We start from the raw sequence: 22,460 nt of genomic DNA, 5'->3' as shown, positions 1-22,460 counted from the left end.
TTGTAAAGCATTTTGCTCCTTAAAATATGAATAACATCAACATCTGGCTACTGGTATTGGAAATATGTTATTTGGCATTGCTAACATTTACCTGTCTTAAAATCATATACGATACACGTTCTATACCAAAAACGCTGGCTTATTTTCTGTTTGTTTTGCTTGTACCACTTATTGGAATCGTATTTTATTTTTCTTTTGGCATCAATTACCGGAAGAAAAAGATGTACAATAAAAAACTTGAGGTTGATGAAAGCCTTAAAGCAGAATTTAAAGAGCAATTTAATGAGATCAACAAGCGCTTATTTACTACAACAGATGCTACACTCTTACAAAATTTAGAGTTGATAAAGTTACTGTCAAATTCAAAAGGTGGAAATGAGATGATTTTGCCTAATGAAAAGGCAGAGCTTCTGATTAACGGAGAGATGTTCTTTCCAAAATTGATAGCAGAACTGAAAAAAGCCAAAAAACACATTCACATAGAATTCTATATTTATGAAGATGATGAGATAGGCAATCAGATTAAAGATATCTTGATCCAAAAAGTTAAAGAAGGTATAGAAGTAAGATTTATCTATGATGATTTTGGAAGCTCTGCAATCAGGCGTTCATTTGTCCGAAACTTGGTCAAAGAAGGTGTGCAGGTTTTTCCTTTTAACAAACTAAGATTACCTGCACTGGCTAATCGGCTAAATTACCGTAACCATAGAAAAATTGTGGTAATTGATGGTGAAACATCTTTTGTAGGAGGGATTAATATTTCTGATAAATATATAAATGCCGAAGGGAAAGAGCTGTTTTGGAGAGATACGCATCTCATGATAAAAGGTTATGCCAGTTTTTCTTTGCAGCGTATCTTTATTGCCGATTGGAACTTTTCGAGCAACGAGAACCTCATTATCAATAAAAAGTATTTTCCAGATATAGAGATTACGAATCCTAAGCCTGTTCATGTACAGATTGCTTCAAGCGGACCCGATTCTGAAGTGCCGAATATTTTATATTCTCTTATACAAGCTATTAATCTGGCACAGGAAGAAATCCTGCTCACTACACCTTATTATATTCCTGAACAGATTTTGCAGGAAAGTCTCATTATAGCAGCTTTAAGTGGTATAAAGGTTATATTATTGGTGCCGCAAAAAGGTGATTCGAAATTGGTAGATATTGCAGCCCGTTCGTATTATGAAGAATTGTTGGATGCAGGTGTTAAAATTTACTTTTACCAGAAAGGTTTTGTGCACTCTAAAACATTTGTATCAGATAGAAAACTGGCATCTGTAGGTACAGCCAATTTAGATGCCCGCAGTTTTGGACTTAATTTTGAAGTTTCGGCCTTTGTTTACAATAAAGAGCTGGCCAACCAGCTGGCAGATGAGTTTTATAAAGACCTCGAAAATTCTGTTGAGATTGTATATGTAGATTGGTTGGGTAGGGGCTGGTTTAAACAGTTTAGTGAACGGATCATTAGATTATTTTCATCGTTACTATAAGGTCATTAATAACTAAAGGGGATAACTTTTGAAATCCCCTTTAAGCAGACTGAAACAGATTGCGATGGTACATTTTGTGTTTTAATCTATCAAAATAAAAATCATCTGATTACACTTGCGTTTTAACCACATCCTTAAGCCATATTCTTGTTCTTCCAGTTTCTTTTACTTTCTCTTTAGCAGCCTTATTGCTCGGTTCTTCACCTGTTTCAATCAGAAATTTATAATTTCCTTTTTTAAGAACTTCAAACTGTATAGTACCATCTTCATGAATTGTTAGATTAGTTGTACTACCGCCCGGATTTTTTCCACCTTTTACAATAATACCTTTTATAGATTGTCCGGCCACCATAGCCGCATAAGATGGAGAAACCGCTCCAGGTTGATGTTTTACTCCAACGCTACCAATACCCTTTTCCTGTGGCTCATTTTTACGGCCACCGGTATAAGTTCTAACTTCTTCTCTTTTTACACCTTTTTGGTCAATACTTTTTCCTTGCAGATTATCAGGTACCTCAAGCGTAAATTTGTAAAAACCTTTTTCTAATCCATCCAACTCAAATTCACCATTACCATCGCTGCTTATCGTCATCATATTTCCACCCGGATTTTTCCCACCTTTTACAATAACGCCTTTTATAGTCTGACCCGGACGTGCCATATTTGAATTGGATATTGGATTTGTAGTTTCTGTTTTTTGGTCATTATATAAGGGATGATCTGTTTTTGAAGAGGTAGTCTGTAAGCCTTGGCTTACTTTCTCACCAAAAGTAGTATTTGGCGTTTGCCTTGAAGTGGTTGGAGTCATTGATAACCTAGAAGGCATTGTAGATGATTTTTTCAATTTGCGGCCTAAATTCCAACTTAGGCCTATATTGTACATCATCGATTGATAATTGGTACTTACAGTTGACATTTCTACCATTTTTCCTGCGCTTAATTGCGTAGGCTCATAAGTATTGCTACTGTTGAACCCACCTGCAGGCTCTAATCTTCTTCCTTTGATATCCATGTTAGGCCCAATGTTGAAACCCGCTGAAGTATAAATGCCAAATGCTTCTGTAAAAGAATAACTGATTTTTAGTTGAGGAATAGTTATAAAGCCTTTACTGTTTGTTTTGGGTAAGTCAGCTAGCATAATCGTTTGACTGTTGCCATTACTTTGTACCATTGCATTTTGAGCAAAGCCTTTTTGCTTCAAATTCAAGTAACCGCCATTAACAGAAGGAGATAAAGTGAGCGATCCTAATGAAAAATTAGCCTGCACACCTAAATAACCGGTAATGCCCGAGTTTGTTCCCTGATTTTGAGCATTGTTGATCGCCAGATTACCATTGTATAATTTGTATGCAGTTTTTAATTCGTCTGTAGATGGTTCCAGATTTTTTGCGGTAGTATAAACTCCTCCGGCTAAAACGCCTAGCGTAAATTTATCGTTATTTGCACTCAAAAAAGGCACAAATAGATTCGCTTGTATGTTATAACCATTCCCTAGGTAAGTTTTGTTCTGCATAGATGATGAAGCATTTGTAAATCCTCCACTTACAGAAATTGTAACAGGTTGTTGTGCCAATACTGCTATAACATTTGCTGATAGCAGAATAGAAAGTAAAAACTTTTTCATAACCTTGTTGATTTTAGATGAATAATCTTGTTTTGTGATATATCAACAGAGGTGTTTTTTTGTTACCCTACATATTCAATTTCATTATTAAAACTAAAGAAAGAACTATTATTGGATTTTTTGTAAAAAGAAAAAAGGCATCCTTACTAAATAAGAATACCTTTTGTTTAATGCGGAGAGCGAGGGATTCGAACCCCCGGTCCTGTTACAGACAACGGTTTTCAAGACCGCCGCATTCGACCACTCTGCCAGCTCTCCGCCGCAAAAGTAGAAAAACTTCTCTATTCTTCAAATTATGAATCAATAATTTCGGATATTTTGGGTTAAAGCCCTGTTTATTAGCGTGAAAAATATTTTATTTATTGCTCTTGAACAAATTGAACTGAGGCCTGATAATGCGTACGCTCCGTTTAGAGATATCTACGCTGGCATTAAGCTCAAAACCTACCAATAAGATTAGTGAATTTAAATAAAGCCAGATCATTACTACTATAAGGGTTCCGATAGAGCCATAAACTTTGTTGTAAGATCCGAAATGGTTAATATAGAATGAAAATGCCCACATGGTTAAAAATGCCAGAATGGTTGCCAAACAAGAACCAGCACTGAAAAATTTCCATTTTTTGGCATGAGCAGGACCATAACGATACAACATAGATACATTGGTGAAATACAGCACACCTAATAAAGTCCAGCGGGTAAGCTGTATAGCATAATAAGTTAGGTTCTCTTTAATGTCTAATTCTTTGTTAAGGTATTGGATAGAAATTTCGCCAATGGTCATGGCAGCGATACAAACAATAACAGATATAGCTATGATAAAAGTTAATACGATCGCAATTAAACGCTGTTTAAGCCACGATCTGGTTTCTACAACCAATGATGACTTGTTAAAGGCCCGCATTAAACTGTGGATGCCATTGGTGGCAAAAAAGATAGAAAGGATAAAACCTAAAGAAAGTAAACTACCATTTTGGATATTGACAATTTCCTTTAAGGTGGTTTCAAATGCCATATAAGCATTATCAGGTAAAATCAAGGCCATCAGATCCATGAGCTTGCCTTGAAAACCAATACGCTTGGGTATATAAGGAATTAAGGTAAAGAGGAAGATAATAGCAGGAAATATGGCCAGCATAAAATTATAGGCCAAAGAAGAAGCTTTATTTACCAAAGCTTCTTTTCCAATCTCTCTAAAAAAAAATACAGCTACGGTATATAAGGGGAGTGGACTAAAACCGGGCAATACACAATGCTTGCTCCATTCAATGAACAGAGCATAAGGTTTAAATTTGAGTAAATGCCGGTGTATCCAACTCATTAATTATTTAAAATATTTACTTACAGGTTCAATAAAACTTTGTGGAGGATGGCAAGGCTTACGCGTTTCCTTATCTACAAAAACCAAGGTGGTATGGCCTATGTTGATCAGTTCATTCTCCTCATTATAGATTTCATAATCTACTTTTAAACGTACGGTAGGTAAGTTCTTTACAATTGACTTTATAGTTAATACCTGATTGTAAAATGCAGGCTTCAGGTATTTAGATTGCAATTCTAAAATAGGCAGCATCACGCCATCTTCTTCCATAGAAGCATAGCTCATGCCTGATGCAGCTTCAAAACACTCTGTTCTTGCTATTTCGTAATATTGGGCATAGTTGCCGTGATAAACCACACCCATCTGATCCGTTTCTGCGTATCTTACTTTAACTTTGGTTTCGTAAACAAACATTATCTAAATATATTTCGCTTATTAAGTGCCTCTCTGTATTTCTTTGCATTGATTTCGTGCTCAGCAACAGTTGCCGCAAAATTATGATAACCCGAAAAATCTTCTTTGGCGCACATATATAGGTAATCGTTCTTATCGTGATTTAAAACCGCATCAATGGCATTGATACTTGGCATCATGATGGGCCCCGGAGGCAAACCAGCATATTTATAAGTATTGTATTTTGAATCTACACGCAATAGGGCATTGGTTACACGTTTTACGGTAAAATCGTTATTAGCAAAGATTACGGTAGGATCTGCCTGTAACAAGATGCCTTTTTTTAATCTGTTCAGGTACAGGCCAGCAATGATAGGCATTTCTTTGTCATAAAGCGCCTCTGCATCTACTACCGAGGCCAATATGGTAACCTGGATAGGTGAGAGGTTCAATTCTTTGGCTTTAGCTTTACGGTCGTTATTCCAGAACTTATCATACTCTTTGGTCATTCTTGTAAAAAACTCTTCTGGCGAAGTGTTCCAGTACATCTCGTAACTGTTAGGAATAAACATCGTATAGATATTGTCATTGTTAAAGCCATATTTCTCAATAAATTGAGTAGAATCTAATAATGAGATAAAGGCTAACGAATCAGGTTCTAAATTTTTAGCCAGTAAAGCTGCTAGATTCTCTTTTTTACGGATGTTCTGGATTTTTAAAGTTACCGGCTCTTGATTACCAGCTTTGATCATATTGATTAAAGAGCGGTTGTTCATTCCGCTTTTTAAACGATACCTTCCCGGTTTTACTTTATCTTTAAGATCCATTTTTTCGGCAGCAGCTAAAAATGTATTGTAGTTTTTTACAATGCCTTTGTTTTTGATATTGTTGGTTAAGCTTTCAAAGTCAGATCCGGTTTTGATATACAAGTATTGCTGGTTTCCGGTAACATTTCCCGCAAAGTAAGTACGGTAAAAATTAAAAGTGAAATAACCACCTACAATGGCAATAATCAGGATAACTATAAGAATGAATTTACTTTTATTTTGTTGTTTTGCTGAGTTCATAAACAAATACTTTATTGTTTTTTGTTAGATAATGTGATGTTGATCGCTGTACCGATCTTAACTTTGGTTACTGTATCACTTGGTAAAGGAAATTGGTTTACCACAACTGCATTTGCGCTATCTGTTATTACACCTTCATAAGTTACGGTACCCAGTTTAAGCATTGATCCTTTTAGCGAGAAACGAGCTTCATCAATGGTGAAACCAGCTAAGTTAGGCATGTCAACATCCTCATTGCCACGACCGTCACCTAAAATAAAATTCACTCTTGAACCTTTAGGTATCTGTTCGCCTGCTTTAAGTGCTTGTCCGCCAAAAGTTACGCCTAAAACTACATCGCGGGCAATATCAGGTTTATAAGTCGTGTCGCCTAATTTTAAGCCGTAACTTTCAATAATAGATCTGGCTTCGCGTAAAGATTTTTCTTCAACTTCCGGAAATTTAACATTTGGAGCTGTTGAGGTATTGATGGTTAAATAAATGGTCCTGTTATCTTTAACAAAAGTTTCAGCCTCAGGATCCTGATCGGTAACAATACCCGGAGGTTTATCCATCATATACACCGAATCAATCTCATACCTCAAACCCATTTCTTCTAATTTTTGTATAGCTTGGTCAATTCTAAGTCCTTTTAACTGAGGTACATTTAAGCCCTGTCCGTGTTTGGTATAGAAACGAAGACTGAAAAAAGCGATAAGCAGTAAGGCTATTACAGTACAAATTGCTGCTATAATGTTATTTCTGAATGATTTGGTCTTGAGGTATCTTGTAAAATTGCCCATTATCTATGTTGAATTTAGCTTCAAATTTAGCTTAAAAATATATTTTATGTGAAATAAAATAACACAGGTATGAATATTTTATATTTTTGACTATATAATTTACACATCAGCGTTAAAACTGATAATTGAGCTTAAATACGCAAATACTATAATACCCTAAAACTTAAAAATATAATGAAGAAGACCATTGCTTTGCTTACTGGAGGTACTACAGGCGAATGGGTGGTATCTGTAAAAAGTGCAGCTACTATTGCCCAGAATTTGGATCCCGAAAGATTTGATGTTTATAAGATTATGCTTACAGAGAAAGGATGGTTTTATGAACCAGCTGATTCTGTTAAAATAGATGTAGATAAAAATGATTTCTCCATCACGGTAAATGGCAAGAAAATCAAATTTGATGGCGTATTCATCGCTATACATGGTTCTCCTGGAGAAGATGGCAAGTTACAGGGATATTTCGATATGATTGGTTTACCTTATACCACTTGTGATGCGCTAACAAGTTCTATTACCATGAACAAAGGTTATACAAAAGCCATAGTTGATGGCATAAAAGACCTGAACATAGCCAAATCTGTACAATTGTTCAAAGCTGATTACAAACCTGAAGAAGTAACTGAAAATCTTAAACTACCTTATTTTGTAAAACCTAACAATGGTGGAAGCAGTATAGGCATGAGCAAGGTGAAACATACTGACGATCTGCAGGCAGCATTAGATAAAGCTTTTAATGAAGATACCCAGATATTGGTGGAAGAATTTGTTGAGGGAAGAGAATTTTCGGTTGGCGTATTTAAGACCAAAGGTAAAATTGTGGTATTGCCGGCTACAGAAGTTATTCCTAAGAATGAGTTTTTTGATTTTGAAGCGAAATATACACCCGGAGCTACACAGGAAATCACACCAGCTGATATGACACAAGAAGAGAGAAGCAGGGTAGAACGTGTGGTATCGGCTGTATATCAGAAACTAAATTGCAGAGGTATAGTTCGTATAGATTATTTTCTTGAGCACAAAACCGGAAACTTTTACTTTATAGAAATCAATACTATTCCAGGACAAACGGCAACCAGTTTTATTCCTCAGCAGGTAGCTGCTATGGGAATAGACCTGAAAGATTTTTATACCCAAGTATTGGAAGAGACGATTTAAGGTTTTAAAATCCTGTTTAAATAAAAATCCCGGAGGCTATTAGCGCACCGGGATTTTTTATATCTGTAAATCCTTTCTTATTACTGGTTTGCCTTGGCATGATCTGCCAAGAAGGTAGCTAAACCACTATCAGTTAAAGGATGTTTTAAAAGCGCAGTGATCGCGGCTAAAGGTGCAGTGATTACATCGGCACCTATTTTAGCGCAGTTTACAATATGTAAAGGACCGCGTATAGAAGCAGCTAAAATTTCGGTCTCAAAACCGTAGTTGTCAAAAATTAAGCGGATATCTTCAATTAATTGCAAACCTTCTGTAGAAATATCATCTAAACGACCTAAAAACGGAGATACGTAGTTGGCACCCGCTTTTGCAGCCAATAAAGCTTGTCCTGACGAAAAAACTAAAGTACAGTTTGTTCTGATACCTTTTTTTCTGAAATATTTAATAGCTTTTAAGCCATCTTTGATCATAGGTACTTTAACCACAATTTTTGGATTTAAAGCAGCTAAAGCTTCACCTTCTTTAACAATATTCTCGTAATCGGTAGCAATTACTTCAGCACTCACATTATCATCTACAATATCGCAAATTGCTTTGTAGTGATTTAAAATGTTTTCGTTGCCGGTAATACCCTCTTTGGCCATTAAACTAGGATTGGTGGTTACGCCATCTAAAATGCCCAAATCCTGAGCTTCTTTAATTTGAGCCAAGTTAGCAGTGTCAATAAAAAATTTCATAATTCTACGTTCCTGAATAGGAAATATAAGGTTTTTTGATATCCCTGATTAAATTGACTTTGCCCCCTCAGGGGTATAGGGGAAAAAAGGGCAAGCAACTCCTATCGCACCGCTACAACCTTCTACCCTTGCTTTGTTCCCAACCTGGGGGAGTTCAAAAGGAGCTGGTCGTAGAAGACTTGCCCGGCACAAAATTAGCAAAAACGGTGGGTTTTTAAAAAATAAATGCATTATTTTTAAAGAAAAAACGTATTCATTTGAAAACGAATGTATTGAAATGGATAACGAAGATTAGTAAATATAAATTTAGGTTTCTATGTGGTGGATTTACGCAGTACTCTCGGCTTTTTTTGCATCGTTAACGGCTATTTTTGCTAAAATAGGAGTTGCAAATATCAATTCTAACCTGGCTACTGGTATCAGAACCATTGTCATTGTGATTATGATATGGCTTATTATTTTTAGCAGGGGAGAACAGAAAACGATAACAGCTTTAACCAAGCATCATATTATCTTTCTAGTAATATCAGGTATCGCAACGGGGCTTTCATGGATTTTCTATTTTAAAGCTTTACAAATGGGCAAAGCCTCGCAGGTTGCACCCATAGATAAATTAAGTGTAGCTTTAACTATTATTCTGGCCGCGGTGTTTTTAAAAGAGACACTTACTTTAAAAACAGCAATAGGTGCCTGTTTAATTATTGCAGGTACTGTTGTACTGATTTTTGAATAAAAGGTAAAAGAGGGTATTTAAAAAGTTAGATTTTGCTTAAAAGATCCTGAAACGAGTTCAGGATGACGTGATTTTTTAAACACCCTCTTGTTATTATTTCTTAATGTACTTTTCTGGTGCTGAACTGAAGGCTTTCTTACAGCTTTCACTACAGAAATAATAGCTCTTTTTATGGTAAATGAAACTGATCGCTTTTTCGGTTTTTACTTTCATTTTGCATACCGGATCAATTTCAATTGCTTGTTCTGTCGTATCTGTAGGTAAAGTTTGTTGTTTTACAGATTGCGCTTTGGCAAATTGTGAAAAGATAGCAAATGCAGCAATAAATAATACTTTTTTCATGATTTGAATTGTTAGGAGTTAATAAGTTATTTCTCTTTTAAAAGGATATCCATATCGTTCATAAGCTTAGCTACATCTTTATCTACAGTGCCATCATAAGCTCCGCGAATACGCTTGTTTTTATCTACCAGGATCAAATATCCCTGGTGTATAAAACCTCCGGGTGCTTCATCATTCTGTTGTACAGCAACCAGATAATTGCGTTCGGCAAGACCATATATTACTTCTTTAGATCCCCATAAATATTCCCATTGCGTACCTTCTACACCTAATTTTTTAGTATAAGCTTTTAGTCGAGAAGGTATATCATATTTGGTGTCAATAGTATGCGATGCAATTTTAACTTCTGGATTGCTTTTATACTTATTGTAAACTTTAAGCAGATTGCGGTGCATTACCGGGCAAATGGTAGGACATGAGGTAAAAAAGAAATCGGCTACGTAAATGGTATTGTCAAAATCTTTAGCAGTAACCAATGTGCTATCTTGATTATAAAGTTTAAAGTCGGGGATGGTTTTGAACACCGTATCTTGTACCATCTTACCATCTACCATCTTATCAGATATTTCTATTTGCAGGTAAGGTAGTTTTTCAGGCTTATTACAAGCAGATAGGATTGTGATGAGCAATGCGGCTATAAATGTTATCTTTTTCATGATTTTTTAAATTTTGATAAATACTGATTAGATTCCTGAATTTCTCTTTTGTACAAACTATCAATGACATTGATCTTCTGTTTTTCAGTTTTGTAATAATAGATTACTGAATCCATGTTTGTGTTGTTGTAATCAGGATTGAAATGATGCATCCAGTCATTCATGCTTTCTTCGGCTTTAAGTAAGCGGTTAAGCATTGTCTTAAGGTTTGTTTTTTCCTGAATTGTATCAATAGATGAAAACTGCTGTTTTAAAGCTTTCATATCCTTTAACAAAGTGTCTATTTTCATCTGGTTAGCAATGATTTTACCATGATTGGCCATTACCTGGTCATGGATTTTCATAGTTTCGTTTTTAACCGTTGTTGCATCCTGTTTGGGTTTACAGGCGGTAATTGCAGTTGCCGTTAAGACAATTAATAATATTCTTTTCATAATTTATGCTTTAAAATGGAACGGATAAATGGATCATTAAGCGGTTTCCGGCCTTAGCCCGATTGTTTGCCAGTTCCTGAGAAATGATATTTTGGTAATTGGCACCTAATGAAAATTTACTACTGGCTATTTCTACACCTGTAATTAAAGCGGCAGAGTGTCCTCCTGATACATCTACAGTATATTTATTGTTCTCTATATCTTTTGTAGCCGTATCATACAAAATACCCACGTTAGGTGCTAAAGTGATTTTATGAAATAACCTGAATTTATAATAGAGCAATGCATTACCTGTAAGCTTGTTGCCATATCTGTAAGCATAGCTATTGGCTGTATTGATCTTATAATTTACGTTTAAGTTAAAACCTAAATCATTTAACCGTATATCGTAAGCAGCATTTAGTGTAAAATCGGTACTTGCTGTACCTAGCTGGAAATTGTTGGGGCTTTCTTGCACAGCCAGTTTTTCAGTAGGTTCATATTTGCCCGTAGGTAATTTTATTCCTGCGCCTAACCAAAGTGAATGTACCAGAAGCTTGCTTTTAAGTGGAAGTGTTTGCGTAAACAAATTATAATATCCCATTAATGCAATATCGCCCAAGCCATTTTTTTTGCCATTTCCTTCTTGTGAACTACGTTTATTGATATTATAAGGTACGAAAGCAAGAATTCTGAACTTGCTGCCGAAATTAACACCTCCCCAGAGTTCTGCTGTCTGGTAAGTTTCATCTGTAGTAAGCGGAGTAATCTGGCCCTGTGGTCCTAAATGTGTTTGTAGAGTTTTGTACTGGTATCTTAAGCCTACAAATCGCTTATTGTATTCGGGTAGAATACCAATGTAATAACTGCCCACCCCGCAACCGCAGATATCACAGGCCAGCGCAGAAAAACCAAGTAGCATTAAAAAGAAGGCTAATCCTATACTTTTTTTCATCATCATTTTAATTATTGTTCAGCCAAGGCTTTGTTATGGATAAAATCTTCGTCATTAAGTGTATTTAGAAAAGCCAGCAATTTATCTTTCTGATCGGTACTCAAGTTTATACCTCTTGGTGTTTGTTGTTTCAGAAGCGGATCAAGGTTAGGCGTATCCTGTACCTGACCGGTATAATGGTCTAAAACAGCATCTAAAGTCAGAAACCGGCCATCGTGCATATAAGGTGCTGTGTATTTCAAATTTCTGAGCGAAGGAACCTTAAATTTATATTGGTCTTTATCCAACAATGTAGCTATGTATAGACCTTTATCATTGATCGCATTGGGTGCTAAACCATTATTTCTGAAAGTTCCATCTGTAAAAAGAGGTTCGGTATGACATGAGGCGCATTTTTCTTTAAATATTTGGTAACCTTCTTGTTCTGCAGCAGAAAATGAGATATTACCTTCATTACGTATCACTTTATCGTATTTAGCATTACTACTTATGCACATCAGCATAAATTGTGATAAAGCTTTCATTAAATGAGCCGTACTGATTTCATCGCTACCAAATGCTTCTTTAAACTTGTTTCTGTAGGTAGGTATTGATTTGAGCTTATTCAATACATTTTCAAGGCTCTCATCCATTTCTTCATGCGTGGTTATAGGAGCAATGGGTTGCAGATCAAGATCATAAATGCCACCACCCCACATAAAAGCTTTGTTCCAAGCTAAATTCATAATAGGAGGTGCATTTCTTGTGCCTAAACGATCTTCGATACCATGACTAACGTCATGTCCGTGATGGGTAAATGCCGAAGATTGGATATGACATGAACCACAGCTAATAGTATTGTCTCTTGATAGCCTTGGGTCGTAAAACAGAGTTCTGCCCAGCTCGAAACCTGCTTTGGTTACAGGATTATTGCTGAAGTTATATACTGGATCAGGAAAATTTTTGGGTTTTTGAAAACCCAAAAATGTAACCATATCTTGCGTATCATCGCTCTTTTTACAGGCATACACAAACAGGCAAACCAAAAAGATGTACCTGAAATATTTTGTTCTCATGCTGTTTAGTTTTCAGTATGATCGTGTTTAAACATTTCGCTGAGGTTTTTAGCTATGCTAACCGAATATTCGCTGAACATTACGTTAGGATGCTCTTTTATGCTGAAACTGTTGCTGCCATTAAATACCTTTAGAACATCTACAAATAAATGGATATTGCTCTGTCTGTCTTTTCTTACTTTAGCAATGCCTGCATTGGTAAGATCAAGGGTAATGGTTTTGATGTTGTTGATAGTAGAGGAACTATAGCCGCCAAAACCGCCAATGTGGTATTTGAACTGTTTTTTACCGGTAGGATCTCCTGACTGGTCGTCTGTAATAGAAGAAGAGTTTCCTTCCATTTTAAAGAAAATATAGCCTGAATTCCAGCCCCAGTACATGCCACTGCCAGAAGCAGGATCTAATACACCTGTTCTTTTATCTAGAGGCATGGTACTCCTTAAACTGTCAATGCCTAATACAAAGGTAAGTTTGCTGTAATCGCCTTCAGGTACTTTTATTTTAGCGAATCGGGTACTTTTATCGGCTCCGTTAATTAAGAAATACGAATCGTCTTGCTTAACGGTATATTCTTTGCCACTTGTTGTGGTTACTTTAATATTACTGATAAAATACTGGAGAAGACTTATGCTAACAGATTCGCCTTTAGCATTGGTATAAGGTACATCTGTATTGTTAAACGTAAGCGTTCTGCCTCCTGCAATATTGTCAAATTCAACAGAAAGTGGGGCGAGGTTATTCTCATCAAAATCAGGAACAGGGTTAGAATCTTTTTTACATGCTGTAAATAAAATGGCATTTATGGCAATAAGCGTAATGATCTTTTTCATTTTTAAATAAATTATAATGGGGTTCATTGCATAGGCAACAAACGATTTAAATGGTTAAAATTGATCAGTATAAGGTTACTGATAATACGAAAGACTAATTGGAGAGTATGGTAGGCTCCTATACCTGAAAGCAGGCATACGAATTCATACAATAGCATAAACTATTGTAAGCAAACAATCCATTTAAGTTTAAGCTAATTTTGGTGGATGAAAAACCGCATTGACTTTAGCGATTGGTTTTTGCTGAAGGTAAAAAGGAATAGAAGAGCTAACAGGTTGTTCATAAAGGGGTAAAATCACTTCAGCATATTCAGGAATAACGGTTTCTACCAGTTTTTTAAGATTTTCCTGTTCCTGTTTGTTTTTTTGTTCAAGCTCTTTTAGTTTAATATCGAGGAAACACTTACCATCGCAATGCAGTTCTGGCTTGTCTTTATTGGTACAGAGTACCGAAGCGATATATTCTTTATTGAGTTGGTATGAAGTAGAAACAATGGCATAATTAAAGCAATTGGCTAAAATGCCCGTAAGCAATAATAAAGCAACTATTTTTCTAACCACTATCACATGGCAAAGATAGGTTAAAAATAGATATGATTAAGTAAAACAAAGCTTATTTTAACAGCATTTGTAATAGATTTTAACCTTTTGCTCTTTTTGCGACCAGGCTATGTACAGGTTTTTATCTTTACTGATCCTGTACTCAAATCCGTTCAAACCATTTTTTTTCAGCTCATTATAAAAATCCTTATCGGGTACGTTATTATCCGGACTTTCGTTCTCGGTAACAGCGGGTTCTATAAAATGACGCTCATCAAAAAAGAAATCGACTTCTTCTGTAAGGAACTTGATTTTGTCTTTTTCCTTTTTCATAGCGGCAGAGGCAAGATAGTTTTTCAGAATTTCTTCTGCTTTTAATTCTTCGCGGTAAATCTCTTTGCCATTGTATGCAACAATGGTAAAGAGCAGATGCATATTTTTGGTATCACTGCCTTTTACAGCTATTTTAAAAGTATCCTGTTTAGCTAAATCGCTAAAAGCATAAAGCGTTGTTTTTGAAAGGTCATTGATATTACTTTTGCCAGAATCAGAGCGATTACAGGCTACAAAGAACAATGAGCAGAGCAGAGCTAAAGCGTAAATTTTTTGCATAAGATTTTTTAGTATAACAAGAAAATACACACTATAGTTTTATTTTCTTTAAATCCTCGGGTGTATCAATAGCAAGTGTTTCAAGGTCTGTTATGGCTGTTCTAATGGTATAACCATTTTCCAACCAACGTAACTGCTCTAAGCTCTCGGCTTTTTCAAGAGACGAGGGAGATATTTCCGTAATCTCCAATAAGGTTTCACGCAAATAGCCATAAATACCGATATGCTTATAATATTGATGCTGCTTTATCCAGTCTTTTTCTTCGGCATTGCGTATAAACGGGATAGGATGTCTGCTAAAGTATAGTGCATCAGCATTTGTATTTATTATTACTTTAGGCACATTTACGTTAAAGAGTTCCTGTTCTGTATGAATTTCTTTGATCAGCGTAGCTATTTTAACAGTAGGTTCCTGGAAACAATCCGTTAATAATCTGATCTGTTCAGGGTTAATGAAAGGCTCATCGCCCTGTATGTTAATGATTACATCAAAATCGGGCATTGAGGCGGCCACTTCGGCGCAGCGGTCTGTTCCACTTTGATGTTGATCAGAGGTCATTACAAATGATCCACCAAACTTTTCTACTTCTTCAGCAATACGTACATCGTCTGTGGCTACTACTACTTTAGTTAAACTTTTACATGATAAAGCTTGTTCATAAGTTCTGTTTATCATGGTTTTACCATTGATATCAACCAAAGGTTTTCCGGGAAAACGGGTAGAAGCATAACGGGCAGGTATGATGCCCAGTATACGTAAAGACTTTGATGTATCTACTATATTCATCGTTTAAAACAAACCGTGTATTTCAGCCTCTATAGATTGGATAACAGCACCCAAATCCTCAGGATTATTGGTAAAGTCCAGTCTGTCTTTATCTAAAATTAACAGCTTTCCTAATTTATAATCTTTGATCCAGGCTTCATATTTTTCATTGAGCTTAGATAGGTAATCAATTCTGATTCCGGCTTCGTATTCGCGTCCGCGACGCTGAATATTGTTTACCAGAGTAGGTACAGAAGCTCTGAGATAAATCAATAAATCAGGGGCTTTGATAAATGAAGTAATGTTATCAAAAATAGCCCGGTAATTGTCGTGATCACGAGTAGTCATCAGGCCCATTTCATGTAGGTTTTCGGCAAAAATATGGGCATCCTCATAAATGGTTCTGTCCTGAATAACGTTTCTTTGAAGTTTTTCTATCTCTACAATCTGTTGAAAACGGCTGTTTAAAAAATAGATCTGAAGGTTAAAGCTCCAGCGTTTCATATCGCTGTAAAAATCCTCTAGATAAGGATTGTTATCAACGGCTTCATAAAGCGCTTCCCAACCATAATTTTTGGCTAATAAACCTGTTAATGTGGTTTTACCAGCACCAATGTTTCCAACTACTGCTATGTGCATTTTTCTTTAGATTTTGAGACTTGAGATTTGAGACGGATTTCTTCTATCTCATATCTAACATCTCCTATGTATTATATAAATTAAAAACTTCTAAATCCTATGAGTTCTCTTATTTCTTTTATGGTTTTTTGGGCGCTTTCCCTTGCCTTATCTGCGCCTAATCTGGCTACTTTTCTAAGGTAGTCAGAATCATTGGCAATATCATTTATACGTTCTCTTATAGGATTGGTAGCAATGATCATGTCTTCTGCCAGTTGCTTCTTAAAATCGCCATAACGGATAGCCATTTTATTGTATTGTTCATCAAAATGAGCAAGCGTGTCTTCTGCAGATACAATTTTCATCAGATCAAACAAGTTCCGGATCGCTTCAGGCTTTTGCTGATTTTCTGCAGTAGGACCGCCATCGGTAACTGCTCTTGAAACTTTCTTACGAATAGATTCAGGCGTATCAGAAAGGTAAATACAATTGGCATCACCTTCAGATTTACCCATTTTTCCTTTGCCATCTAATCCAGGTACTTTTACCAGGTTTTTTGCATAACTAAATGCATAAGGCTCAGGAAAATATTCACTGTTATATAAACGGTTAAAGCGATTACCAAAAGTACGTGCCATTTCCAAATGTTGTTCCTGATCTTTTCCAACAGGTACTTTTACGGCTTTATGGATCAGGATATCGGCAGCCATTAAAACCGGGTAGGTTAGAAGCCCCGCATTTACGTTATCAGGATTAGATCTTACTTTATCTTTAAAAGATGTAGCTCTTTCTAGTTCGCCCAAATAGGCGTTCATATTCAGGTATAAATATAATTCGATAATCTCAGGCACATCAGACTGTACATAGATCGTACATTCTTCGGGATCTATACCGCATGCCAGATAATCTACTAAAACGGTTTTTACACTATCGTTTAAGTTTGCGGGCGTTGGATGCGTAGTTAAAGAGTGCAAATCGGCTATAAAGAAATAGCAGTTGTACTCTTTTTGCATTTTTAAAAAGTTAGTTATAGCTCCGTAATAGTTTCCTAAATGCAGTTTTCCGGTAGATCTTATACCACTTACAACTATTTCTTTCATCATGCTCCGAAATTAAGAAAAAACATAGAATGGCGTATAAAAAATGTTTTTTGATTTAAAATAATGCGCTTGATTTTTAAAAGTTGTAGGTTTACATAATTGTTATATTTTTGATGCCGATGAAAAGATTATTGAAAAAGATACACCTTTTTTATTTTCTGTTTTGTATCCTCCTTCTGTTTATTCTTTTTTTACCATTTTATTATCTTTTCAGTAGAAATCAACGTTTTTATCGTACACTAAATATTTTCAGGACCATACACTCGTTTATGACAAGTGCTTTATCGGGTATATTTTTCAGGTTTCAAATAGAGCAGAAGCTCAATAAAAAGCAGACTTATATATTTTGTGCCAATCATACTTCAAATCTTGATATACTGGCTTTTTGCCTGTTAGCAAGAGGAGCTTACCATTTTATGGGCAAAGAAGAGCTGATGAAAAACCCGGTATTGGGTATTTTTTTCAGAACTATTGATATTCCGGTGAATAGGGAAAGTAAGATTGGAGCATTCAAGGCATTTAAACGGGCTGCTGATAATTTAGACCAAGGCATGAGCCTAATTATTTTTCCTGAGGGAAGGATAGATAATTCATATCCTCCCGTTTTGCAGGATTTTAAAAATGGCCCTTTCAGGTTGGCGATAGAGAAAGGAATCCCGGTTGTACCCGTAAGTATTCAAAACTTATGGCAAATTATGTGGGATGACGGTGTGAAATATGGCTCAAGACCCGGTATTGTAGATATTTATGTGCATAAACCAATTTTAACCAATATATTAGCAGATCAAACAGATGAAAATTTGCGCGATCAGGTTTATGCGATCATAAACAGTAAATTATAATGAAAATAGATAGAGATACCGTTTTAAAAGTTGCTGATCTGGCCCGTATTGCTATTAAAGAGGAAGAGATAGAGCAGAACGTAACCGAGATGACCAAAATTTTAACTTTTATGGAAAAGTTAAATGAACTGGATACTACAGAGGTAGAGCCGCTGGTATACATGAATGTAGAAGAAAACCGTTGGCGTGAAGATGTGGTAAAACATGAAATTACCACAAAAGCCGGTTTAGAAAATGCGGCTTTACATAACGAAAGCTATTTCATGGTTCCAAAAATTTTAGAAAAATAAGTTTACTTGTAACATAACAGAGGGTTTAATTGTCTTAGATAAAAAAACATTATGCAAGAATCACTAATTGACATCAAAGATATAGGCCGTAAATACGTTATTGGTACAGAGGTTATCCATGCATTAAAATCGGTAAGTCTTAGTATTAAAAAAGGTGAATTCGTAGCATTGATGGGACCTTCTGGTTCAGGTAAATCTACTTTAATGAATATATTAGGCTGTTTAGATACACCAACCAAAGGTGAATATATTTTAAATGGCACCAATGTAAGCCACATGAGCGAGAATCAGCTTGCAGATGTGCGTAATAAAGAAATAGGTTTCGTTTTCCAAACCTTTAACCTTTTGCCAAGATCTACTTCATTAGACAATGTGGCACTACCTTTAATTTATGCCGGTTTAAAAAAGAAAGATCGCGAAAACAGAGCACAGGCCGCTTTAGAGAGTGTTGGCTTAGGTACAAGGGTAATGCACAAACCTAATGAGTTATCGGGTGGCCAACGCCAGAGAGTTGCAGTAGCCAGAGCTTTAATCAATAATCCTTCAATTATTTTGGCAGATGAGCCTACAGGGAACTTAGATACCAAAACTTCTGTTGAAATTATGGGCTTACTTGAAGAAATTCACAGTAAAGGTAACACCATCATATTGGTTACCCACGAAGAAGATATTGCACAACATGCACACCGTATTGTACGTATGCGAGATGGTTTAATAGAGAACGATTATGTAAATACAGATATTAAATCGGTTTCTCCACGTTTACAGGCTATTCAAGAGAGCGGTAACGATTTTGAAAATATACAATAGTGTAATTTTAAAATCAAAAAAAGCCTTCTGCTATTGTAAAACATCGATTTTTTTAAGAAAAAAGCATTTTTGTTTATATCTTTCAGCAAGATAGAACTGTAATGAAGATATATACAAAAACAGGAGATAAGGGACAAACCTCGTTAATAGGAGGTACCCGGGTACCTAAATATCATTTACGTATCGAAGCTTATGGAACTGTAGATGAATTGAATTCATACATCGGTTTAATAGCAAGTGAACAAATAAATGAAGAAGATGCAAAGGTATTAAAGGAAATACAGGACCGTTTGTTTACCATAGGCTCTTCACTGGCCTCAGATCCTGAACGTTCTAGAAAAAAAATACCTGACCTGTTATCTTCTGACATCAGCTTTCTGGAAGAAAGAATAGATAAAATGAATGAGAATTTGCCTGCTTTAAAACATTTTATCTTACCTGGCGGTACTACTGTATCATCTTTTGCGCATCTGGCACGCTGTGTTTGTCGCCGGACCGAGAGATTAGTAGTAGAATTGTCAGAAAATAGCTATGTAGATCAGAATGTTACGATTTATTTAAACAGGTTAAGCGATTTTTTATTTGTTTTGGCACGAAAATTAAGTTACGACACTGGGGCAAAAGAAAACATTTGGGAACCCAGAATGTAGATAAAGTAAAATGGTGGAAAAAAATATTTGCTTTGCTCATTTTTTTTAACATACTTTTGCGAGAAATAGATTTTTGAGGAATTAATAATTTACAAATATGTATTGGACATTAGAACTAGCATCGCACTTGGAAGACGCTCCTTGGCCTGCAACAAAAGATGAGTTAATTGATTATGCAATTCGTTCAGGTTCGCCGGTAGAGGTTATTGAAAATTTACAGGCATTAGAAGACGATGGAGAGCCATACGAAACCATTGAAGAGATCTGGCCTGATTATCCTACCAAAGATGATTTCTTCTTTAACGAGGACGAATATTAATAATTGATATAATTTATTCAAAAAAGCCCTTCTGCTATGGCAAGAAGGGCTTTTTGTTTTTATGATAAGAACATTTTTTGTGTTTTGGTGTTATAAACTTAATCGCATAACAAATTGCATTTATAATATTTATTAAACCTAAATCACAAAACAATGGGAAATTTATTGTATTTAATAGCCGTAATCCTGGTAATTATCTGGGCGGTTAGTTTTTTTGGAGGCTACTACACGGGTGGCATTATTCATATTTTATTGGTAATAGCTATTGTTGCCGTTTTACTTAGAATTATAAGAGGGTCGGCATAATGTGAGGGGTTAATATAAAACAGGCTGCTTATTAAGTAACAGCCTGTTTTTTTAATTTTCTAAAAGAAAAGAAGCTATTCTAAGATCTTCGGGATAAGTGATCTTAAGGTTATTTCTTTCGCCTTCAACCAGATTGATCCTAAAGCCAGCGTTTTCAACCACAGAAGCGTCGTCTGTAAACATTTGCTTGTAGTTTTGTTGGTAGGCCTTTCTTAACTGGTCTGTTATAAAAGTCTGGGGAGTTTGTATCATTACATACTGTTCCCGGTTTACAATCTTGCTGGTATTGTTATAAATCTGTCTTAGCGAATCGCTGGTTTTTACATAAGGAACTGCATTGCCGTTTTCTGCAGCCTGTTCATACATTCTTTCAATCAGCTGTTTACTCACCAAAGGACGTACAGCATCGTGTATGGCTACTATACCTTCATCTTTTATCGCTAACAAACCATTTCTAACAGAGTGAAAACGTTGCTCGCCACCGCTGATTATCTGATGAGGAACTTCAAAGTTGTATTCTTTACAAAGATCTGCCCAGTAACCTTGCGAATCAACTCCTAAAACTAATATAATCTCAGGTTTGTAAATAGTATGATAAAAAGCGTTAATGGTATGCATTAGTATAGGCAAATGATTTAAGATCAGAAATTGCTTACACACATTACTCTGCATCCTTTTACCCGAGCCACCTGCTACAATTATTGCGTAATGCTTCATATCAAAAAAATCCCATAAAAAAAGAGGATGTTTAAATAACAATTAAGGCTTTATTAAGTTCTATATCAGAACAGCTTTCCTTATTTGCTTTAAACAACCTCTTAAATTTACGTTTTTTATGTTATATAATTAACATGGCGTCGCCATAACTGTAAAAACGGTATTTCTCTTTAACAGCTACCTCATAAGCATTCATCACATGATCATAACCCCCAAATGCAGCTACCATCATTAAAAGGGTAGATTCTGGTGTGTGAAAATTAGTGATCATTGAATTCGCTATATTAAAATCGTATGGAGGGAAAATAAATTTAGAAGTCCAGTCGTTAGCGGCTTTTAATGTTTTATTGGCCGATACCGCAGATTCTATTGCTCTCATAGAAGTTGTACCCACTGCACAAATTCTTCTTTTTTCTTCTAAGCCTTTATTTACAATGTCTGCAGCTTTCTGATCGATAATAAATTGCTCTGAATCCATTTTATGTTTGGTCAGATCTTCAACTTCAACTGGTCTGAAAGTACCTAAACCTACGTGTAAAGTAACCTCTGCAAACTCAATACCTTTTAACTCCAGGCGTTTCATTAACTCGCGACTAAAGTGTAAACCCGCAGTTGGAGCAGCAACAGCACCTTCGTGTTTAGCAAAAATGGTCTGGTAACGTTCTTTGTCTTTTTCGGTTGCTTTTCTTTTAATGTATTTAGGGAGAGGGGTTTCGCCTAAAATTTCAACATTTCTTCTAAACTCTTCTTCAGTACCATCAAATAAGAATCTGATTGTACGTCCGCGAGATGTAGTATTATCTACTACTTCGGCAACCAATAAATCGTTATCTCCAAAGTAAAGTTTATTTCCTACGCGAATTTTACGGGCAGGATCTACCAATACATCCCAAAGACGTAACTCTTTATTTAATTCCCGTAATAAAAATACTTCGATGGTAGCACCTGTTTTTTCTTTATTACCGTATAAACGGGCAGGAAAAACTTTGGTGTTATTTAAGATCATTACATCCTTATCGTCAAAATAGTCTAAAACATCTTTGAAAATCTTATGTTCAATCTTGCCGGTATCTTTGTGTAAAACCATTAAACGTGCTTCATCTCTTTCTTCGGCAGGATCGTTGGCCAAAAGTGAATCTGGTAAATTAAACTTAAATTGAGATAATTTCATTTTATTTTGATAAAGTAAATTAGGGTGCGAAGTTACGAAATATAAATTGGTTTTTTAAAGTTTAAGGTTCAAAGTTTGTATATTACCCTGCAAAAACAGAGCAGCAAAAAGTTTTTGATTTAATCTGTAACCTTTTTATCAATTTTTGGTCATAGAGTATATG

28 protein-coding genes, 1 tRNA gene and 1 other RNA gene are annotated in these 22,460 nt (G+C 35.7%); 9 read left to right on the top strand and 21 right to left on the bottom strand.

Going from position 1 to position 22,460, the window contains the following annotated elements:
* The first annotated feature begins 26 nt into the window (after positions 1–26).
* Positions 27–1,493, top strand: coding sequence for a cardiolipin synthase (gene cls / locus MMF97_RS12110; protein WP_243362648.1), 1,467 nt, complete (start codon positions 27–29; stop codon positions 1,491–1,493).
* Positions 1,494–1,602: 109 nt separating this feature from the next.
* Here the strand turns inward: cls and MMF97_RS12105 are convergent, their stop codons facing one another.
* The 6 genes from MMF97_RS12105 to MMF97_RS12080 all read right to left on the bottom strand — a co-directional run bounded on the left by MMF97_RS12105 (position 1,603) and on the right by MMF97_RS12080 (position 6,680).
* Positions 1,603–3,117 (bottom strand): hypothetical protein, encoded by a 1,515-nt coding sequence (locus MMF97_RS12105; RefSeq protein ID WP_243362647.1) that lies wholly within the window; start codon positions 3,115–3,117, stop codon positions 1,603–1,605.
* 173 nt (positions 3,118–3,290) lie between these two features.
* Positions 3,291–3,375 (bottom strand) — tRNA-Ser (locus MMF97_RS12100).
* A gap of 97 nt (positions 3,376–3,472) precedes the next feature.
* Positions 3,473–4,438: a YihY/virulence factor BrkB family protein gene (locus MMF97_RS12095; protein WP_243362645.1), complete on the bottom strand. Its 966-nt coding sequence runs from the start codon at positions 4,436–4,438 to the stop codon at positions 3,473–3,475.
* Between the two features lie 3 nt (positions 4,439–4,441).
* Positions 4,442–4,852: an acyl-CoA thioesterase gene (locus MMF97_RS12090; protein WP_243362644.1), complete on the bottom strand. Its 411-nt coding sequence runs from the start codon at positions 4,850–4,852 to the stop codon at positions 4,442–4,444.
* On the bottom strand, positions 4,852–5,898 hold the full coding sequence (gene mltG, locus MMF97_RS12085; RefSeq protein WP_243362642.1) for an endolytic transglycosylase MltG: 1,047 nt from the start codon (positions 5,896–5,898) through the stop codon (positions 4,852–4,854). The genes MMF97_RS12090 and mltG overlap by 1 nt, the downstream gene beginning before the upstream one ends.
* 11 nt (positions 5,899–5,909) lie before the next feature.
* The gene (locus MMF97_RS12080) at positions 5,910–6,680 is read right to left on the bottom strand and encodes a PASTA domain-containing protein (protein WP_243362641.1); all 771 of its coding nucleotides are present in this window, start codon (positions 6,678–6,680) and stop codon (positions 5,910–5,912) included.
* A 174-nt stretch (positions 6,681–6,854) separates the two neighbouring features.
* Between MMF97_RS12080 and MMF97_RS12075 the strand changes: the two genes are divergently transcribed.
* A complete protein-coding gene (locus MMF97_RS12075; RefSeq protein ID WP_243362640.1) occupies positions 6,855–7,835 on the top strand; it encodes a D-alanine--D-alanine ligase in 981 nt (326 codons plus the stop codon).
* Between the two features lie 80 nt (positions 7,836–7,915).
* On the opposite strand, the gene fsa is transcribed toward MMF97_RS12075, so the two are convergent.
* Both fsa and ffs read right to left on the bottom strand, forming a co-directional pair.
* Positions 7,916–8,572, bottom strand: a complete 657-nt coding sequence (gene fsa, locus MMF97_RS12070) for a fructose-6-phosphate aldolase (protein ID WP_243362639.1) — start codon at positions 8,570–8,572, stop codon at positions 7,916–7,918.
* An 85-nt stretch (positions 8,573–8,657) separates the two neighbouring features.
* An RNA gene (ffs, locus tag MMF97_RS12065) (signal recognition particle sRNA small type) lies at positions 8,658–8,757 on the bottom strand.
* A 131-nt stretch (positions 8,758–8,888) separates the two neighbouring features.
* Here ffs and MMF97_RS12060 point away from each other — a divergent pair.
* Positions 8,889–9,305 (top strand): EamA family transporter, encoded by a 417-nt coding sequence (locus tag MMF97_RS12060; protein ID WP_243362638.1) that lies wholly within the window; start codon positions 8,889–8,891, stop codon positions 9,303–9,305.
* Positions 9,306–9,398: 93 nt separating this feature from the next.
* Here the strand turns inward: MMF97_RS12060 and MMF97_RS12055 are convergent, their stop codons facing one another.
* From MMF97_RS12055 to trpS, 11 genes are all read right to left on the bottom strand, one after another.
* Positions 9,399–9,647, bottom strand: a complete 249-nt coding sequence (locus tag MMF97_RS12055) for a YHS domain-containing protein (RefSeq protein WP_243362637.1) — start codon at positions 9,645–9,647, stop codon at positions 9,399–9,401.
* Between the two features lie 26 nt (positions 9,648–9,673).
* Complete coding sequence (locus MMF97_RS12050) at positions 9,674–10,303, bottom strand: SCO family protein (RefSeq protein ID WP_243362636.1); 630 nt, start codon at positions 10,301–10,303, stop codon at positions 9,674–9,676.
* Entirely contained in the window at positions 10,300–10,737 is a 438-nt protein-coding gene (locus MMF97_RS12045) for a hypothetical protein (protein ID WP_243362635.1), read from the bottom strand. Before MMF97_RS12045 ends, MMF97_RS12050 begins: the two co-directional genes overlap by 4 nt.
* Before the next feature lie 10 nt (positions 10,738–10,747).
* Positions 10,748–11,677: a transporter gene (locus MMF97_RS12040; protein ID WP_243362633.1), complete on the bottom strand. Its 930-nt coding sequence runs from the start codon at positions 11,675–11,677 to the stop codon at positions 10,748–10,750.
* 5 nt (positions 11,678–11,682) lie between these two features.
* Positions 11,683–12,726, bottom strand: coding sequence for a cytochrome c peroxidase (locus MMF97_RS12035; RefSeq protein WP_243362631.1), 1,044 nt, complete (start codon positions 12,724–12,726; stop codon positions 11,683–11,685).
* Positions 12,727–12,731: 5 nt separating this feature from the next.
* Complete coding sequence (locus tag MMF97_RS12030) at positions 12,732–13,556, bottom strand: MbnP family protein (protein ID WP_243362630.1); 825 nt, start codon at positions 13,554–13,556, stop codon at positions 12,732–12,734.
* Positions 13,557–13,745: 189 nt separating this feature from the next.
* On the bottom strand, positions 13,746–14,123 hold the full coding sequence (locus tag MMF97_RS12025; protein ID WP_243362627.1) for a hypothetical protein: 378 nt from the start codon (positions 14,121–14,123) through the stop codon (positions 13,746–13,748).
* A 51-nt stretch (positions 14,124–14,174) separates the two neighbouring features.
* Positions 14,175–14,708, bottom strand: coding sequence for a hypothetical protein (locus MMF97_RS12020; RefSeq protein WP_243362625.1), 534 nt, complete (start codon positions 14,706–14,708; stop codon positions 14,175–14,177).
* 31 nt (positions 14,709–14,739) lie between these two features.
* The gene (gene kdsB / locus MMF97_RS12015; RefSeq protein WP_243362624.1) at positions 14,740–15,495 is read right to left on the bottom strand and encodes a 3-deoxy-manno-octulosonate cytidylyltransferase; all 756 of its coding nucleotides are present in this window, start codon (positions 15,493–15,495) and stop codon (positions 14,740–14,742) included.
* 3 nt (positions 15,496–15,498) lie between these two features.
* Positions 15,499–16,113: a deoxynucleoside kinase gene (locus MMF97_RS12010; RefSeq protein ID WP_243362622.1), complete on the bottom strand. Its 615-nt coding sequence runs from the start codon at positions 16,111–16,113 to the stop codon at positions 15,499–15,501.
* Positions 16,114–16,193: 80 nt separating this feature from the next.
* Positions 16,194–17,192, bottom strand: coding sequence for a tryptophan--tRNA ligase (gene trpS / locus MMF97_RS12005; RefSeq protein WP_243363309.1), 999 nt, complete (start codon positions 17,190–17,192; stop codon positions 16,194–16,196).
* Positions 17,193–17,461: 269 nt separating this feature from the next.
* Here trpS and MMF97_RS12000 point away from each other — a divergent pair, with 269 nt between their 5' ends.
* The 6 genes from MMF97_RS12000 (at position 17,462) to MMF97_RS11975 (ending at position 20,409) form a co-directional block, all read left to right on the top strand.
* Positions 17,462–18,034 (top strand): lysophospholipid acyltransferase family protein, encoded by a 573-nt coding sequence (locus tag MMF97_RS12000; RefSeq protein WP_317228610.1) that lies wholly within the window; start codon positions 17,462–17,464, stop codon positions 18,032–18,034.
* A complete protein-coding gene (gene gatC, locus MMF97_RS11995) occupies positions 18,034–18,324 on the top strand; it encodes an Asp-tRNA(Asn)/Glu-tRNA(Gln) amidotransferase subunit GatC (RefSeq protein ID WP_243362620.1) in 291 nt (96 codons plus the stop codon). Before MMF97_RS12000 ends, gatC begins: the two co-directional genes overlap by 1 nt.
* A gap of 51 nt (positions 18,325–18,375) precedes the next feature.
* Positions 18,376–19,134, top strand: a complete 759-nt coding sequence (locus tag MMF97_RS11990; protein ID WP_243362619.1) for an ABC transporter ATP-binding protein — start codon at positions 18,376–18,378, stop codon at positions 19,132–19,134.
* Between the two features lie 101 nt (positions 19,135–19,235).
* Complete coding sequence (locus MMF97_RS11985; RefSeq protein ID WP_243362618.1) at positions 19,236–19,784, top strand: cob(I)yrinic acid a,c-diamide adenosyltransferase; 549 nt, start codon at positions 19,236–19,238, stop codon at positions 19,782–19,784.
* A 97-nt stretch (positions 19,785–19,881) separates the two neighbouring features.
* Positions 19,882–20,103 (top strand): DUF2795 domain-containing protein, encoded by a 222-nt coding sequence (locus MMF97_RS11980; protein ID WP_243362617.1) that lies wholly within the window; start codon positions 19,882–19,884, stop codon positions 20,101–20,103.
* A gap of 153 nt (positions 20,104–20,256) precedes the next feature.
* Entirely contained in the window at positions 20,257–20,409 is a 153-nt protein-coding gene (locus tag MMF97_RS11975) for a lmo0937 family membrane protein (RefSeq protein ID WP_243362616.1), read from the top strand.
* Between the two features lie 51 nt (positions 20,410–20,460).
* On the opposite strand, the gene MMF97_RS11970 is transcribed toward MMF97_RS11975, so the two are convergent.
* Both MMF97_RS11970 and queA read right to left on the bottom strand, forming a co-directional pair.
* The gene (locus MMF97_RS11970; RefSeq protein WP_243362614.1) at positions 20,461–21,126 is read right to left on the bottom strand and encodes a 2-C-methyl-D-erythritol 4-phosphate cytidylyltransferase; all 666 of its coding nucleotides are present in this window, start codon (positions 21,124–21,126) and stop codon (positions 20,461–20,463) included.
* A gap of 121 nt (positions 21,127–21,247) precedes the next feature.
* The gene (gene queA / locus MMF97_RS11965; RefSeq protein WP_243362612.1) at positions 21,248–22,297 is read right to left on the bottom strand and encodes a tRNA preQ1(34) S-adenosylmethionine ribosyltransferase-isomerase QueA; all 1,050 of its coding nucleotides are present in this window, start codon (positions 22,295–22,297) and stop codon (positions 21,248–21,250) included.
* Positions 22,298–22,460: the final 163 nt, after the last annotated feature.

It is taken from the genome of Pedobacter montanisoli (assembly GCF_022809115.1).
Taxonomy (GTDB): Bacteria; Bacteroidota; Bacteroidia; order Sphingobacteriales; family Sphingobacteriaceae; genus Pedobacter; species Pedobacter montanisoli.
Note: the sequence above shows the minus strand (reverse complement) of the source record. Positions and strands in the feature narration are given on the sequence as shown.